This window comes from Geobacillus zalihae NBRC 101842 (assembly GCF_001544135.1).
In the GTDB taxonomy this organism is placed as follows: Bacteria; Bacillota; Bacilli; order Bacillales; family Anoxybacillaceae; genus Geobacillus; species Geobacillus zalihae.
The window spans coordinates 78,763-95,011 of sequence record NZ_BCPV01000001.1; the positions used below are offsets into that span (position 1 = coordinate 78,763).

14 protein-coding genes and 3 pseudogenes are annotated in these 16,249 nt (G+C 54.7%); 4 read left to right on the forward strand and 13 right to left on the reverse strand.

The genetic code is table 11. The annotated features are described in order from the left end of the window. The first annotated feature begins 95 nt into the window (after positions 1-95). The 3 genes and pseudogenes from GZ1_RS00435 (at position 96) to GZ1_RS00445 (ending at position 3,593) form a co-directional block, all read left to right on the forward strand. A pseudogene (locus GZ1_RS00435) lies at positions 96-2,118 on the forward strand (ABC transporter permease). Beyond that, positions 2,102-2,968, forward strand: coding sequence for an ATP-binding cassette domain-containing protein (locus GZ1_RS00440; RefSeq protein WP_060787672.1), 867 nt, complete (start codon positions 2,102-2,104; stop codon positions 2,966-2,968). Before GZ1_RS00435 ends, GZ1_RS00440 begins: the two are co-directional and overlap by 17 nt. After that, complete coding sequence (locus tag GZ1_RS00445; protein ID WP_060787673.1) at positions 2,961-3,593, forward strand: hypothetical protein; 633 nt, start codon at positions 2,961-2,963, stop codon at positions 3,591-3,593. Before GZ1_RS00440 ends, GZ1_RS00445 begins: the two co-directional genes overlap by 8 nt. 125 nt (positions 3,594-3,718) lie before the next feature. Here GZ1_RS00445 and GZ1_RS00450 read toward each other — a convergent pair. From GZ1_RS00450 to GZ1_RS00485, 9 genes and pseudogenes are all read right to left on the reverse strand, one after another. Further along, a pseudogene (locus GZ1_RS00450) lies at positions 3,719-4,015 on the reverse strand (nucleotidyltransferase family protein). 107 nt (positions 4,016-4,122) lie between these two features. Continuing rightward, a complete protein-coding gene (locus tag GZ1_RS00455; protein WP_020756988.1) occupies positions 4,123-4,869 on the reverse strand; it encodes an HIRAN domain-containing protein in 747 nt (248 codons plus the stop codon). A gap of 3 nt (positions 4,870-4,872) precedes the next feature. Continuing rightward, positions 4,873-5,169 carry a HipA domain-containing protein gene (locus GZ1_RS00460; protein ID WP_223810927.1) on the reverse strand — a complete coding sequence of 99 codons (297 nt, stop codon included), beginning with the start codon at positions 5,167-5,169 and terminating at the stop codon, positions 4,873-4,875. A gap of 167 nt (positions 5,170-5,336) precedes the next feature. Beyond that, the gene (locus GZ1_RS00465) at positions 5,337-5,765 is read right to left on the reverse strand and encodes a HipA domain-containing protein (RefSeq protein ID WP_020756257.1); all 429 of its coding nucleotides are present in this window, start codon (positions 5,763-5,765) and stop codon (positions 5,337-5,339) included. A 26-nt stretch (positions 5,766-5,791) separates the two neighbouring features. Further along, a complete protein-coding gene (locus tag GZ1_RS19475; protein ID WP_255211258.1) occupies positions 5,792-6,133 on the reverse strand; it encodes a hypothetical protein in 342 nt (113 codons plus the stop codon). A gap of 41 nt (positions 6,134-6,174) precedes the next feature. Then, positions 6,175-6,612: a BrxA/BrxB family bacilliredoxin gene (locus tag GZ1_RS00470; RefSeq protein ID WP_020756259.1), complete on the reverse strand. Its 438-nt coding sequence runs from the start codon at positions 6,610-6,612 to the stop codon at positions 6,175-6,177. Positions 6,613-6,644: 32 nt separating this feature from the next. Further along, positions 6,645-7,793: a methylmalonyl Co-A mutase-associated GTPase MeaB gene (gene meaB / locus GZ1_RS00475; RefSeq protein WP_060787674.1), complete on the reverse strand. Its 1,149-nt coding sequence runs from the start codon at positions 7,791-7,793 to the stop codon at positions 6,645-6,647. Next, on the reverse strand, positions 7,790-9,985 hold the full coding sequence (gene scpA, locus GZ1_RS00480) for a methylmalonyl-CoA mutase (protein WP_060787675.1): 2,196 nt from the start codon (positions 9,983-9,985) through the stop codon (positions 7,790-7,792). Before scpA ends, meaB begins: the two co-directional genes overlap by 4 nt. Further along, on the reverse strand, positions 9,969-12,017 hold the full coding sequence (locus tag GZ1_RS00485; RefSeq protein ID WP_060787676.1) for a methylmalonyl-CoA mutase family protein: 2,049 nt from the start codon (positions 12,015-12,017) through the stop codon (positions 9,969-9,971). The genes scpA and GZ1_RS00485 overlap by 17 nt, the downstream gene beginning before the upstream one ends. Positions 12,018-12,203: 186 nt before the next feature. On the opposite strand from GZ1_RS00485, the pseudogene GZ1_RS19480 reads away from it, so the two are divergent. Beyond that, positions 12,204-12,338 (forward strand): annotated as a pseudogene (locus GZ1_RS19480) (type II toxin-antitoxin system HicB family antitoxin); the annotation flags it as partial. Positions 12,339-12,432: 94 nt separating this feature from the next. On the opposite strand, the gene GZ1_RS00495 reads toward GZ1_RS19480, so the two are convergent. From GZ1_RS00495 to GZ1_RS00510, 4 genes are all read right to left on the reverse strand, one after another. Continuing rightward, positions 12,433-13,017 (reverse strand): Uma2 family endonuclease, encoded by a 585-nt coding sequence (locus GZ1_RS00495; RefSeq protein ID WP_015375354.1) that lies wholly within the window; start codon positions 13,015-13,017, stop codon positions 12,433-12,435. A gap of 66 nt (positions 13,018-13,083) precedes the next feature. Then, complete coding sequence (locus GZ1_RS00500; protein ID WP_015375355.1) at positions 13,084-14,490, reverse strand: sensor histidine kinase; 1,407 nt, start codon at positions 14,488-14,490, stop codon at positions 13,084-13,086. Positions 14,491-14,492: 2 nt separating this feature from the next. Next, positions 14,493-15,167: a response regulator transcription factor gene (locus GZ1_RS00505; RefSeq protein ID WP_033004863.1), complete on the reverse strand. Its 675-nt coding sequence runs from the start codon at positions 15,165-15,167 to the stop codon at positions 14,493-14,495. Next, positions 15,164-16,141 carry a YncE family protein gene (locus GZ1_RS00510; protein ID WP_033004865.1) on the reverse strand — a complete coding sequence of 326 codons (978 nt, stop codon included), beginning with the start codon at positions 16,139-16,141 and terminating at the stop codon, positions 15,164-15,166. The genes GZ1_RS00505 and GZ1_RS00510 overlap by 4 nt, the downstream gene beginning before the upstream one ends. Positions 16,142-16,249: the final 108 nt, after the last annotated feature.

Consider the following 16,249-nt stretch of genomic DNA (forward strand, 5'->3'; position numbering starts at 1 on the left):
ATGAGGGAGTCAGGGATACGCCTAAAAAGAATGGTGCGATCCCTGACCGCATTTTTCTTTTGTCAACTTTTCAGAAAGAAAGCGGTTGATCGGTGATGAGATGGAAATGGCTGTTTGTTTTTTATTGGAAACGATTGTTGAAAAGCAAGTTATATGTTGGCGCCAGCATCCTATTTTTTGTTTTGCTGCTTGTCAGGTTCTTTTTATTCTTTTCAGACGATATGAATGCAGGCATGGAATACTCTGGAGATTTGCCTTCTGAAGTGTTCATGCTTGTCCAAATCGTTTCGCTCTTTTACATCGTATGGTTCTACTTTCTCTACTCCAACGAGCTTCGTTACGGCGTTTCGTCATGGTTCGCCGACGGCTACCGGATTCTGCTGGAGAAAATGAGCGCCTTGCTGGCGGTTCATGCGCTGTGCCAAGGGATCATGCTGATGATGAGCTACGGCGTTTTTTCACTCGTGTATCTCTTCGTTGGGGTGGAGCCTTCGGATCTGTATGGGTCGTTGCTTCGGTTTCTCGTCGTCTACCAGTTCGGACCGCTCGTGCTCACCGTCCTGTACGGCGTCATCATCGCGCTGCTGTTGGAAACGAAAAAGGTCAGTTTTTTCGCTATGTTGCTTGTGTGGATCCTGACCGGCCCGATGACGACCGAGCTGTTCATCGATCTGTCCCAAACCGTTCATGCCCGCGACTGGGCGTCGCTGCTGTTTATCGGAAAACACGCGATTCAACAAGCGTATGATTCCTACATCGGGTTTGAGGTCGACCGCGGCGGGGAATGGAAACTAGCCACGTGGCTTCTCGTCCTTCTCGGCCTGGCCTTGCTGTCGTCGATCCGCTTTGCGCAGACGAGAAAGGAGCGGCATACGATTCTTAAAGCGCTGCTTGTCTTTCCCGTTCTCATCGTCTTGACCGCCTACAGCTCCTTGCAAACGAACACCAAGGCGTTCACCCGGGCCGATCAGACGACCGAACTCGAGGAGTACCGTCGAATGCCGCAAACCATCAAGGCCGATTTGCGCTACCGCATCCAGTCGTATGACATTTCCTTGCATGGATCGCGCGCGGTCGTGCGCGTGGCCTTGTCCCAGTTGGACACGAACCGGCCCACGTTTCAACTATACCATTTGTATCCGCTCCACTCGATCGAAGCGGACCATCAGCCCATCACGTTTACGAGAAACGGCGATCTCGTGACCGTGCGGCTGCCGAAACGCGCCTCGACGCTCACCTTTTCCTATGAGATCGTCGACACGGCGCTCATTCCGTACACGAACGGCCGCATCGTCCTGCTGGCGGACCGGGCGTGGTATCCGAAAAGGAGAGCTTCGCACATGTATCAGGCTTATGAATATCGGGTGGCGGGAACGAGAGCTTGGGATGGGGCGTTCACCGATCAATTCGTTCCGAATGAAACGTACACCTTTACCTTGAACGTGGACGGCGATGTGCTGTTTTGCAATGTGCCAAAGCGGGGGACGGTTTACCGAGGGAAAGCGCAGGCGGTCACCTTGATCAAAGGGCAAGGGCATCAACTCGTCGATCAAGGATATGAGATCACCTACCCGGCTGACTGGCCGCACATGGCGGAACGGGCGCCGACGGTCATCCGCCAGTTGGAAAAAACGTTTCATCATGTCCAACAAATCGCATCCACGGCGGTCTCATCGCTGCCAAACAGGATTGTGTTCTCCAGCTCGGGGCTATCCTCGTTTATGGCCCATGACCATCTTGTCTATAACACGAATTTTTTTTTCGATTGGCACCTATCATATGGAACGAGATTATTATGAAAAAATGCTCCGTCTTTCCGTACCGCCGAAAGGATCGCGGATCATGTACAACGAGTGGATTTCGCTGGCCACCCGCTGGCTGATGCAAAAACAAGGCCTTTCGGTGATCGACTGGAGCTCCAAAAGCGAGTGGTTCGAGTCGCAGCCGAGATCCGTGCAGAAACAGATTGAATCGATTTATGAGGCGTTTCAGCCGCTGGATGTCGACCAAAAACAGCAATTTTTGCGGACGTGGTATAAGAACATGGACGACGCCCTGACATGGGACCGCGTCTTTGCGATGATGCAGGAGGTGAACGGCGTTGACGGTCGTCATTGAAGGATTGACGAAAATCGTGAAAAAGAAGCCGATTTTATCCGATGTCTCCCTCACCCTCTCCGGCGTGTACGGCTTGCTGGGGCCAAACGGGGCCGGCAAGACGACGTTGATGCGCATTGTGGCCGGGCTGTTGGAGTTCAATGCCGGACGGGTGTCGCTCGGAGACGAGCCGATCAGCACGGGCACGAGGGTGAAGCGGGTGAACGAGATCGGCTATTTGCCGCAAGAGTTTATGATGTATCCGGAGCTGACGATGTATGAAGTGCTTGAGCATCTCGCCGTCTTGCAAGGGGAACATCCCGCCGCCTGCCGCTCCAAAATCGAGAAGGTCATCGAACAAGTCAACTTGTCTTCGCACCTCAACAAAAAAATGCGCGAGCTGTCCGGCGGCATGCGGCGGCGGGTGGGCATTGCCATGCTGCTGCTTCGGGAGCCGTCCATCCTCCTGTTTGATGAGCCGACGGCCGGGCTTGACATCCGCGAGCGCGTGCAGTTTCGCAATTTGTTGAAGCGGCTGGGGCACGATCATACGATCGTCATCTCTTCGCACCTTGTCGAGGACATTGAATTTTTGTGCACGAAAATCGGGGTGTTGGACCGCGGCGTGGTGCTGTTTGAAGGCAGTCCCGATGAGCTCAAGCAAAAAGCCGCCCCTTATACGTATGAGTTGGACGTGCCATTGGAGGAGCTTGACTCGGTTATGGCCGCCAACGAAGTCGTTCAAATGAGCGAAGAGCCTTCCCACGTCGTCGTGCGCGTCTTGTCCGAACAACCCATCGGCCGGCCTGTCGCCCCGCGGCTGATGGACGGATATTTGGCGTTGTTGAAAGAAGCGGAAGCGCATGGATAAAAAAACGATCGCCCATCATTTTTCTTTTGACCGCCGCTTGCTCGGCCGATTGTACTGGTTTCCGTTTCTCGTGTATGGGCTGTGCGTCGGGTTGATGGCGGTCTTGTCCGCCCGCTCCGACGAACCGTTTTTGCCGTACACCGTCATCCAAGGCATTGCCGTGCCGATCGCCGGATGGCATCTCGTCTTTTTGTACCGCCATTTGTACGACGAAGGGGCGAAAGACGCGTTGGTATGGCATTACCGGAAAGCGGTCGTCTTCGACTTGGTCCGCTATGCCGTTTTGCATGGGGGATGCATCGCTCTTCTTGTCGCGGCGGTCATAGGGATTCAAGGAACGATGTTTCTCACCGCTCCCGTGTTGGGGCACCTGTTTCTGTTGTTTTTGTTTTACCAGTTGATTGGGCTTGCCTTGTTAGGCGTCTTTGGCAGCCTGGATGTCGCCTTGTCCGTCATCGCGGTCTATACCTTTATGGAAGTCGCGACGCAAGGGACGTTCATGCCGTGGCCGCATCTGTTTTTGTTTCAAGCGCCGGCCGATTCGCTGTCCCTCCTTCTCCCCATGATGTGGCTGGGGGCGGGCATTGTGATCGCCGCCGTTTTGATTGGACGGGAGTTTTGGTAAACGAGGGCGGAACCCAACAGAGGAATGTGGGGGCTTGCTGGTGTGGTCTCCGTTCGTTGGACACACCCGTACAGCCCCCACCTCATCTCCCCGATACGGGACAGACCATCCTAAACAAAAATAGTTTATGAGCGGGCTTTGTCATCAATCGTCTTCCCGTCGCGCTCGATTTCGCGCCGGATCGCTTCGTTCAGCGCGTCGAAAAAGAGCACATCACATGAGTAAATGCCGACAATCTCGTCAAGATCCTCTTTGATTTTCCACTTCTGTTTTCCGGTCTAGTCAATGCACAAGTCAATGTCCGAGTTGTAGCGGGCCATGCCGCGCGCCCGCGAGCCGAACAAAACGACTTTTTGTATATCTTCTTCGCCCGCGAAATACGCCATCAGCCGTTCAAACACGGTCGGGCTCATTCCATACATCACGGTCGATCACTTCTTCTTTGATGTTTTGCAGCAGCGCTTCGATTTCGTGGACATATTCATTCATCTGAAATCAAACATGCTCACTTCAGAAAACAGTGAACAGACTAAATCACTTCTAACGATATTTGATGCAACATATCGAGATCTTGCGTCTGATAAGACGGAAGGAACTCGCCGTAGACACTTATATTTACTTTGCGCTGAGGAAAAGCCTCAACATGAATTGATTCAATTCTCGCCATATAACGCCCGTTGTTTTGAATAAGGTTAAACATAAACTCGCTATAGAAAGCAGGAATATACCCTAGCTTACACCCTTCATCTGTTAACACTTCTACTGCTTTAGAATCTTGCCTATTCTCCGGCTCTAACCGAAAATGCACCTCATCTCCCACTTTAAGATGTTGAACCACTTGATCTCCCTCATAATACCTCCAACCGGCGACATAAAAATCAAAATCGAAATGATTTCCCCATACATAAATTGGCGCTACAAATTCATAAGAATCTGTCGCAAGTTTACCACCAGTCGCTCGCAACATATCCATATCTGTACAATCGCGCGGCAAGCCGTATGTCCGCAAAATTTCTAAAAAATCCGGACGGCGCCGGTCAGGCAAACGCCGCTCAAAAGGCCCGAACAATCTGTTAGAAACGTATTTTTTTCCTATATCCGGAAACGACAAATGAGGTTGATAACCGTTTTCTAGTGCTTCGAACAGTCCTCTTCTCTTCCTGCTGCGTTCATAATAAAATACATACTTATCCCCATCGTGTAATAAGTTTCCAATATGATATCGCTGCCGAGTACATTCATTTTGCCAAATTAACCAAAGCACAAAAGGGCGCATCGCTTATTTCACCTCCATATACCAATTTACGAGCCATTCTTTTCGATACTGTAATAATTTTAATACCCATTCTTTGTAAATTTTACTCATGACATTTTCTGAAACACCATCTAAAACAGTTGTGACTTGTTGCTCATTTATTTGACTGATACGATCAATTTCCTTCTTCATTTCTTTTGGATACAATTCATAAATGAAACTTAGTAATTCTTTATATTTAGGCTTCTTCTTATGAGGAAGTCCGATTAAAGAAAAACTCCGATTTGTAAAAGCTTCGAACATTCTCTGATCTTGAAACATTTTTAGAATACGTTCTTCCTTCAATTGGTATCTTAGCGACGCCCCGTTATCATATATATATAAGTTGTAATAAAGATTTTCCGATTGCTCGATTCTGTTTTCCTTCATACAAGTCAGTTTGGTAGAATGCGGCGGGCGCTCTACTGGATGTAAAACAAAGTTTCAACTTATATAGGTGCAAGCTTGCAGCTAGTGTGGTGAACAATAATCCCCCAGTTATCACAGTGACGATCTTGATTGGCGATTAGCGCGTCAAATACAGGGATTTGGACAAATTCTTTTTCAAGATGAAATCCAGACAACACTTTTATTACATTCAGAAAATGATAATGTTTTAAATTGCGGCGATCAAAACTCTCTTCAATTGTAAAGAACAAATCGCCACCTTCATAAAATTCCTCATTATATAAGACGAAATTTTCAGATAAAATACCTATTGTTCCATCGTAAACAGCTAAATCGGCCTTCATCATATCTAACCCTATATGTTGGCCGATTTTGGATGCAACAACCTCTGCCCACGCTTCCCCAGTATTTTCCTTAGGAATTTTAAATAGGCTCTTCACCAAAAGTTGTACTTGATTTTTTCTGAACATACTCTATTTACGCTTGTGAGGGAAAATCAACAAATCAGTGATTTTTGCACATCTTTGGGCAGGAAACCGTATTGCTTGTCAAGTACATGTTGTGGTGAAGAGCCTTTAAATAGATACCGACGTTTATTATCTGGATTAATTAACCAAAACTTCTCTCTTGTCCCAGAAGCTTGCCGCTCCTCATCTTTTTTCCAATGACTAACATCATATAACTCCATAAAAGATGATCCTTTTTTTAGTTTTTGGTTTTTGATAGAAACAAGAGAAAAAGTTGATCGCAAGAGAAGCCTGCTAAAATGATGATCATATGCACTGCTGTTTGCCTGTCTCCGATCTCTTTTTATATTATCACAAACAATAATGGTCATGCAAAAACCCGAAGTCCCTTTTCGAACTTCGGGTTCTCCTTTCACACTTCCTCACAATATTCATCGAACAGCGCCTGCAGCTTTTGCACGACAGCGACCGGTTCGTGCCCTTCGATGTCGTGTCGGTGCAGCATGGCGCACAATTTCCCGTCTTTTAACAAGGCGAACGACGGCGAGGATGGCGGCTCGCCGACAAAATATTCGCGCGCGCGGGCGGTTGCTTCTTTGTCTTGGCCGGCAAAGACGGTCACCAAATGGTCCGGGCGCTTGTCGTAGTGAACGGCATGGGCCGCTGCGGGACGGGCGATGCCGCCGGCGCAGCCGCATACGGAGTTGATGAGGACAAGCGTGGTGCCCGGACGGCGGAATGCCGCATCGACGTCTTCCGGCGTGCGCAGCTCTTCAAATCCGGCTTCGACCGCTTCACGCCGCGCTTGTTCGACGATGTCGTGATAGAGCGGAAATTGAAATTGGAACATCTCAACACCTCCTTCGGTTTGCCTTTATCATATCATACTTCGCCGCCGAGGCTCCGTTCGTATGCTTCAATCAGCTCGCGGACGGCGGCGGTGACCGGCTTGGCGCCGGAAATGACGCTGTTCTCGAGCATCGGGAGCTTTTCTTTCACGATCGGGTCGGCGAAAAAGCGCGTTTCGATATATTCTTTGATCATGGCGTGCATCCAGTCTTTTTGCTGCTGGCGGCGGCGGTCAAAAAAGACGCCGGATCGCTTTGTCGTTTCGACAAACGTTTGAATGACGCGCCACATGTCGGCGATCCCTTCGCCCAACAGCGCCGAGCATGTGTATGCTTTCGTCTCCCAGCCGGGCGTGGCCGGGCGGAGGTAATGGAGAAACTGGTTGTATTCGTTTTGCGCCATCCGCGCTTTTTCTTTATTATCGCCGTCCGCCTTGTTGATGACGATGGCGTCGACCAGCTCCATGATGCCGCGCTTCATGCCTTGCAGCTCATCGCCGGCGCCGGTTAAGGCGAGCAGCAGGAAAAAGTCAACCATCCCGCGGACGACAAACTCGCTTTGCCCGACGCCGACCGTCTCGACGAGGATGATGTCATAGCCGGCCGCTTCGCACAGCATCATCGTCTCGCGCGTTTTCCGATGCACGCCGCCAAGCGCCCCACCGGATGGAGATGGACGGATGAAGGCGTGCGGATGGCGGGCAAGCGCCTCCATCCGCGTTTTGTCGCCAAGGATGCTGCCGCCGGTCAATGAGCTTGTCGGGTCGACGGCTAACACCGCGACACGGTGCCCTTGCTCGCATAAAAACGTGCCAAACGCTTCAATGAACGTGCTTTTTCCCGCCCCCGGCACGCCGGTGACGCCGATGCGAATCGAGCGGCCGACGTGCGGAAGCAGTTCATTGAGCACTTGCTGGGCAAGATCCATATGCCTAGACGCATTGCTTTCGACAAGCGTAATCGCCTGCGCCAAAATGGTGCGGTCGCCGGCGAGCACCCCTTGGACGTACTCTTCGACCGACCGCTCTTTCCGTCTCACGACCCGCTTTGGCGCCGGCGGGCGCTCGGCTTGCACGTACGACGACAAGCCATTGTCGTCCGCCCATTCCGGGCGCCGCGGCTGCCCGTCCGAAGCTGCGCTCTGGCCGCTTTCCTGTTCCCGCCGTTTCTCTTCCCCGCTCATGGGTTCACTTCCTCATAGCCAAGCCGGGCGTAAATTTCCTCCAACACCTTTTCCGCTGACTCCGGAATCACGGTTCCCGGCCCGAAGATGGCGGCGGCGCCGTGCTCATACAAAAACGCGTAGTCTTGCGGCGGGATGACGCCGCCGACAAAAACGAGAATGTCGCCGCGGCCGAGTTTTTCAAGCTCCGCCACAAGCTGCGGCACGAGCGTTTTATGCCCGCCGGCGAGCGAGCTGATGCCGACAGCGTGCACGTCGTTTTCGACCGCCTGGCGCGCCGTTTCTTCCGGCGTCTGGAAGAGCGGGCCGATGTCGACGTCAAATCCTAAATCGGCAAACGCCGTGGCGATGACTTTCGCCCCGCGGTCATGGCCGTCCTGCCCCATTTTCGCGATCAAGATGCGCGGGCGGCGTCCTTCGAGTTCGGCGAACTGCTCAACCCGTCGCTTCACCCGTTCCAGCTGCGCTTCGTTTTTGTATTCCGAGCTGTAAACGCCGCTGATCGAGCGGATGGCGGCGCGATGACGGCTCGCCACTTTTTCGATCGCATACGAAATTTCCCCGAGCGTCGCCCGGACGCGCGCCGCTTGGACAGCAAGCTCGAGCAAGTTCCCCTCGCCCGTTTCCGCCGCTTTCGTGATGGCGTCAAGCGCCGCTTCGACCTGCTCGTTGTCGCGCGTCGCCTTTAGCTCGTTCAGCCGCTCGATTTGCCGCTGGCGCACGGCGGTGTTGTCGACTTCCAAAATGTCGATCGGCTCTTCTTTTTCCGGGCGGTATTTATTGACGCCGATGATCGTTTCCGCTCCTGAATCGATGCGCGCTTGGCGGCGGGCCGCCGCTTCTTCGATGCGCATTTTCGGGATGCCGGTTTCAATGGCTTTCGCCATCCCGCCTAAGCTTTCGATTTCTTCGATATGCGCCCACGCCCGCTTCATCAACTCGTTCGTCAACGTCTCGACGTAATACGAACCGGCCCACGGGTCGATCGTCCGACAAATGCCCGTTTCTTCCTGCAAGTACAGCTGCGTATTGCGGGCGATGCGCGCCGAGAAGTCGGTTGGCAAGGCGATCGCTTCATCCAAGGCGTTCGTATGGAGCGACTGCGTATGCCCCATCGCCGCCGCGTGCGCCTCGATGAGCGTGCGCACGACGTTGTTGAACGGATCTTGCTCAGTCAAGCTCCAACCCGACGTTTGCGAATGCGTCCTGAGAGCGAGTGATTTCGGATTTTTCGGATTGAACGTTTTCATCATTTTCGCCCACATGAGGCGCGCCGCCCGCAGTTTCGCCACTTCCATAAAGTAGTTCATGCCGATCGCCCAGAAAAACGACAGCCTCGGCGCGAACGAGTCGATGTCAATGCCGGCTTTCAAGCCGGTGCGCACGTACTCAAGCCCGTCAGCGAGCGTGTACGCCAGCTCCAAATCGGCCGGCGCCCCGGCTTCTTGCATATGGTAGCCGGAAATGCTGATGCTGTTGAACTTCGGCATGTATTTGGCCGTATAGGCGAAAATGTCGGCGATGATGCGCATCGACATCTCCGGTGGATAAATGTACGTGTTGCGCACCATATATTCTTTCAAAATATCGTTTTGGATCGTGCCGGACAGCTTGTCTTGCGTCACTCCCTGCTCTTCGGCGGTGACGATGTAAAACGCCATAATCGGGAGCACCGCCCCGTTCATCGTCATCGACACTGACATTTGGTCGAGCGGGATGCCGTCAAACAAAATTTTCATATCGAGCACCGAGTCGATGGCCACCCCCGCTTTGCCGACGTCGCCGACGACGCGCGGATGGTCGGAGTCATAGCCGCGATGGGTGGCCAGGTCAAAGGCGACCGACAACCCTTTTTGCCCCATCGCCAAGTTGCGCCGATAAAAGGCGTTGCTCTCCTCGGCGGTCGAAAAGCCGGCGTATTGGCGGATCGTCCACGGCCGCACGACGTACATCGTCGGGTACGGCCCGCGCAAGTACGGCGGCAAGCCGGGCATAGAATCAAGAAAATCAAGCCCATCGATGTCTTCCTTTGTATAAAGCGGCTTCACCGCAATGTGTTCGTTCGTCTGAAACAACAGCTCATCGATCGACGCTTGCACGCGCCGCTCCACCGCGTCTCTCCACTGTTTCTCATCCACATCGGCCGCTATGGCGGAAAGCGTCATGTTGGCAAAATCAACGTACTTCGCCATCCAACGCCACCCCTCTTTCCGTTAGAAACGCCACGATCACATCGTACGCGTTCGAACCGAGATGAATCGATCCGTCCACGCCCGCGTCCGCGTACGTTCTCTCAAGCTCTTCCGGCGGCTTTCCGGCGACATACAGCTTCGCGTTCGGCTTGGCTTGCTTAAACGCCCGAGCCAACGCTGGAACGAACGCCGGGTAATCGTCATCGGCGCCGCACACGATATAATGCGTCCCGCTCGTGCTTTGCACCCATTCGACCGCTTCCGCGACCGAGGCAAAGCCATCGCTCCGCTCAGCCGCCACCCCGCCGGCCGCAAACAGCCCGGCGATGAAATCGGCGCGCGCCTGATGGCGGACAAGCGGCCCGATATTGATCAAGTGAACGGAAAGCCGGCTTCCCGTGCGTTCGGCATACTCCTCGGCTGCCTTCCGCAGCTGCTCAAACGGCTCGGCCAAGCGCCATGCGTGAATCGGCGCAATGCGGATGGACGCGTTTCCGTCAGCAAGCGCCGCTGCGATCTCCCGAGCGGTTGCTCGATGGCGGGCCGCACGAATCGCCGCTTCCATCCACTTTCCGCCGACAAGCGCGCTGCGAATCTCGGCCACCCGCTTTTCATCCAGCGGCGGCGCCACGTTCGCTGCGTCTTGCTTCGGTTTTTCGACCGGCGTTTCCTCCAAATTGGCGTACACGTTCGTGCCAACGATTCTTTCCTTCCGCGTCTTGACACGATCCAGCCGCCGCTTGGCGACCGCTTCCACTTCCGTCTGCACGAAGCCGTCTTCGAGCGCCTTCGCCATGCCGCCTTTTTCCTCCACACGCTGGAACAGCTTCCACGCTTCTTCGGCGAGCTTGGCGGTCAACGTTTCCACATAATACGAGCCGCCTGCCGGATCGATGACGTTCGCCACATGCGCCTCTTCGAGCAAAATGAGCTGCGTGTTGCGGGCGATGCGCCGAGAAAACTCATCGGCGAGTCCGATCGCCTCGTCAAACGGCGACACGTGCACGCCATCGGCGCCACCGACAACGGCCGCAAACGCTTCCGCCGCCGCTCGGAGCATGTTCACATACGGGTCGTACACCGTTTTCGTAAAGGGCGACGTGCGCACATGCAGCTCGATCCGCCTTGCTGATTCACCGCCGCCAAACGCCTCCATCACTTGAGCAAACAAGCGCCGCGCCGCCCGCAGTTTCGCGATTTCCATAAAAAAGTCCGCCCCAACCGCAAACGACGCTTGCATCCGTGTCGCGATGTCATCCACCGTCAGCCCCCGATCCAGCCCGGCGCGGATGTACTCGACCGCCGCCGCCAGCGCAAACGCCAGCTCCTGCACGGCGTTCGCCCCGCCGTTATGGTACGGCTCGCCGCGCACCAAAATCGTGCGGACGGCAGGCATCTGTTCCTTCGTCCACTTCGTTGCTTCCGCCATTTCATCATACAGCCGCAAAAGCGAACACGGGAGCGTCCCCTGTTCCGCCCACGCTCCGAGCGGATCCATGCCGATCGCGCCCCGTACGCTCGATAGCGGCACTCCCCGTTCCTTGAAATAAGCGACAAGCAGCGCCAAAAACGAAAGCGACCGCGCCCCGGCGTCCACACGGAGCGAATAGCGATCGAGCGGCACGCCATCAAACATCGCCGCCACATCATCAACCGACTCGACGGCAAACGGCAGCCGACCAAGGGCAAGATGGATTTCCGTCTGCCCCCGCTCCAAGTCGTGCTTCACTGCCTCGTTCCAGTCGGACGGGCTCGCTGCCGAAATCTCCTGGCTCACCTTCCACGGCTCGCCCCGATACCCTTCCGGCCGCGCCCCGCGCACATAGCGGCCAAAGCCCGGGTACTGCTCAAGCGGGCCGAGCGCCTCCACATCGCGGCGCGTATAGAGCGGTTTGACCGCAATGTTTTCGTACGTCATCGATACAAGCCGCTCGAGCGGCTTGCCTTTCAGCGACTTTTCCGCTTCCCGCTCCCACTCCTCCACCCTCGGAGCCGGAAACGCCGCTTCCTTCATCTTTGCGACATCGCTCATTCCGATCCCCCTTTGCCTTCCAGACATAAGAAACCGCTTTCTTTTCAAGCCGCACCTTTCCCTCTCGAACCCGTCTGCTCAGAACGAAGCGCTGATGACGCCTCGTGTGGGAAAAAACGGTTTCTATGTTTATTGTAGTACATCGGCCGCGTTTGGGCAATGAACAAAAAGGCAAACAACTTGCTGATGCCACCATTTCGCCATGAAATGGAAAACAAAGCGGTCAAAAAAACATGAACGATCCCGAAATGGCTCGATGACTTGGCGAAACAACACCATCTCAACGATTCACAAATCCTCCAAGAAGCCCTGAAAAAACATGAAAGGAAGAGGGCGTTGTTGCATGCTCTCTTGGACGATGCTCCCTCGTCCCCCTCCAAATCGCCGCTTAGCGAAAATCTCAACTGCCATTTATTCATTGGAAAATGTTTCGCAAATCGATCACGAAATCCTTCAATACATGAACCAAAACGGCGTCATCCCGGTTGTACACTCCATGAAGTTCCAATCTTCCTGTTTTTCCGCGCAAATACACTTCCACCACTTGATTCGCCGGGTCAACGATCCAATATTCCTTCACCCCGGCCCGCTCGTACGCGATCCGTTTGTCCATCCGGTCGATTTTGGCCGTGGCGGGGGACAAGATCTCGACGACCAAATCCGGAGCCCCGACAATGCGGTTTTTTTGAATTTTGTTTTGGTCGCAGATGACGACAAGATCGGGGCATACCCAGTTTCGGACGTTTTCATCCATCCATCCCTTTCGATGATCTTCGAAAAGATACACATCGATCGGGGCGGCCAACACGCGGCAATCCTTCCCACGAAGATGCATCCCGAATTCAATGGAAAGTTGGAGCGAAACGGATTGATGTTCCGGTGTCGGCGACGGCGCCATGCTGATGATGTTCCCATCCAACACCTCGCACCGTTTTCCTTCCGGCCATGTCGCATACTCTTTGTACGTCATAGGGGCCTGTTCCTTTTCTGGTGAACCCATATCCTCCACCTGCCTCCTAATTTTATATTGATTATACACCATCCATTCCTGTGTCTTGAACGATGTTTATTCCTCTTCCCGAACGAGCGGCAGGCGGACGAATACGGTCATCCCGCGTCCAAGGTCGCTGTCGAACCGAATCGAGCCATCATGAAGAGAGACGATTTGTTTGACGATGGCAAGCCCCAAGCCGGTGCCGCCTTCTTTGCGAGTGCGGGCGCGATCGACGCGGAAAAAGCGCTGGCCGAGAAACGGGAGCTGGTCTTTTGGAATGCCTTTGCCCGTATCTTGGACGACAAGCTCGCCTTCCGCTTCCGACAAGCGGGAAAGCCGCACCGTCACCACACCGCCTTCTGGGGTGTAGCGGATGGCGTTGTCAAGCAAGTTGCGCACGACTTGTTCGAGCCGGTCGGCGTCGCCGTTGACGATGATGTCATAGTCCAACTCGCACGCCAGCTCGATCCGCTTTTGCGCGGCGATCGGTTCGTACGTGGCGATGACATCTTCGATCACTTGGGCGAACGCCACCGGCTCGCGCTCGAGCGGCACGCTTTGCCCTTCAAGGCGCGCCAGGTCAAGAAGATCGCGCACCAGCCGCTCCATCCGCTCCGTTTCGCGGTGGATGAGGCGAAGGTACGCCTTTTCTTCTTCCTTCGTTTTCGCGAGGCCAGCAAGGAGCGCTTCGCTGTATCCTTTCATATAGCTGAGCGGCGTGCGCAGCTCATGCGAGACGTTCGCTAAAAACTCGCGCTTCCGCTCGTCTTCTTTGGCAATGGCGTCCGCCATTTGGTTGAACGCCTCCGCCAGGCGGCCGATTTCATCATCGCTCCGCACGGGGATGTCCGCTTCGTAGCGTCCTTCCGCCATGCGTTCTGCCGCTTGTTCCATCGCCTGCAGCGGCTCGGTCATCTGCCGCACCATCCGTCGGCCGACAACCAAAAGCGCGGCGGCGAATATGGCGGCCAACGGCCAAAACGCGGCGGCCGCCCGCTTCGTTGCTTCCTGAACGTCGGCTAACGGCAAATACAAGTAAATCGCTCCTTCAAGCCGCTTGCCGTCCAAAAGCGGAACGACGACCGCCATCACGCGGCGGCCGAACCGCTTTTCGTATCCCGTTTTGACAACAGGCTTCCCGGCTAACAATGTTTCCCGGTCGCGGCCGCTGACTAACGCGTCATAGTGGACCGGAAACGGAAAGCAGGCGCTCAGTTCGCGCGGGTTGTCAATCAACAAGATCGTGGCCGTTGATTTTTCGTCATACCATTCGATTTGACGGCGATATGCCTCCGTCACCGCCCCGCCGCGATAGTCGCGGGCGAGGCTCGTCCCTTCCGCGATCAACGTTCGCTCAACTTCTTTCATGTACACCGTCCGGTAAAAATAATTGAGAAGACCAAAAGAAAACGCCAGCGTCACCACGACCGCGGCGCCGATCGACAGCCATAGTTTTTGTCCTAACCGAAGCCGTTTCATGTTCATCCCTCAAACTTGTAGCCGATGCCCCAGACGGTTTGGATATGGCGAGCGGCGTCTTTCAGCTTCATGCGCAGCGTTTTCACATGCGTATCGACCGTGCGGGCGTTTCCTGTATAATCATATCCCCACACTTTGACGAGCAAGTTGTCGCGGCTGAACACCTGACCGCGGTGCTTCGCCAAAAACAGCAGCAGCTCAAACTCTTTCAACGTCAATTTCACCGGTTTGCCGCCAACGGTCACGGTTCGGCCTTTTTCGTCGATGGCAAGGTCGCCAAATTGCAGCCGTCCGTCGTGCTCGCGGACGCGCTGCACCCGGCGCAGCACCGCCTCAAGGCGGGCGATGAGCTCTCCCGGGCTGAACGGTTTGACGATGTAATCGTCGCCTCCCAGCTTCAATCCTTTCACTTTGTCCCATTCTTCGCCAAGCGCGGTCAAAAACAAAATCGGCACGTCCGACTGCTCGCGGATGCGGGCGCAGACGGCGAATCCGTCCTGTTTTGGCATCATGACGTCCAACAGCACGGCATCAACCGGATGTTGCGAAAGCAGCACCAGCGCTTCTTCCCCGTCCCCTGCTTCGAGGCAGCGAAAGCCGGCGTTTTCCAAATACATGCCAACGAGCAGGCGCATTTCTTCTTCATCATCGACGATTAAAACGGTTCGTTCGCTCATGTTCGTCCCTCCCGAATGAATAGCTGCAGCGGGCCATCCCCTGTTTTCCAACGGACAAGCGGACGCAACGTCGCCTCATCGACCACGATAATTTCATCGCTGTCATAGCTCGCGATATACAAACGGCCCAACGCCGCTTCCATCGCAAATGGATTGGCGCCGACAGAGATGGAGCCGAGCCGCTTCCCGCTTGGCGAAAATTGATAGACCGTGTTCGAACCGTGGCTTAGCACAAACACGCCGCGGCCCGTTTCGACGAAATCGACCGGCATGACCGGCGCAGCAACCGTCCGCAACAAGCGGCCGTCTCGAAGTGAATAGACATGGATATTGGTCTCCACCTTGCTTCCGCTTCCATGTCCGCCGACCCACAATTCCCCTTGCTGCTCGCGCATCAATCCACCTAACGCCATCTTCGGCACCGAAAATGAGCGAATGACACGAAGGCGCCTCGGATCAATGACAAAAGCGCGGCCGTCTTGAAAGTCGATGGCATACATCTCCGTTCCTTGGCGATTGACAAGCAGCGTCATCGGGGAGCGTCCGACCAAAAGGCGGGCGATCTCTTTTCCGCCCCGGCTCACAACGCGCACCGCGTGATGTTCGCTGTCGCCGAAAAACCACGTACGGCCATCCGGGGACGGGGCCGCGCTGACGATGCCGCTTCCCGTTTTCCACTCTGAAAGCGGCTTTCCCGTCGCCAAATCATACCGATATACGCCGTCAAGCTCCCGTCCGTACAAAAGAAGCGTCCGGCCGTCTGGGCTCAACGCCCCGCCTTGAAACGGTTCATTGATGTTCCAACGGGCGATTTTGCTGCCATTTTTCGCGTTCAAAAAGGTGACCGTTCCCGCTTTGACATCGAGGCTGATGACGACGGAAAGCGAATCGGCCACCGGGGGAAACGACGGATGGACGCAGCCGCTTAGCAGAAAGAACCAGCACAACAGCATCCACACGCTCGCTCGTTTCATCTTGTTTTTCTCCTTCGCACGTTTGTTTCCGCCCTCATTATACCTCACATTTGTGAAAGAAGTTTGAAATCGCGCCACACAAAAACCCCCACCGCCAACCGATGGCGA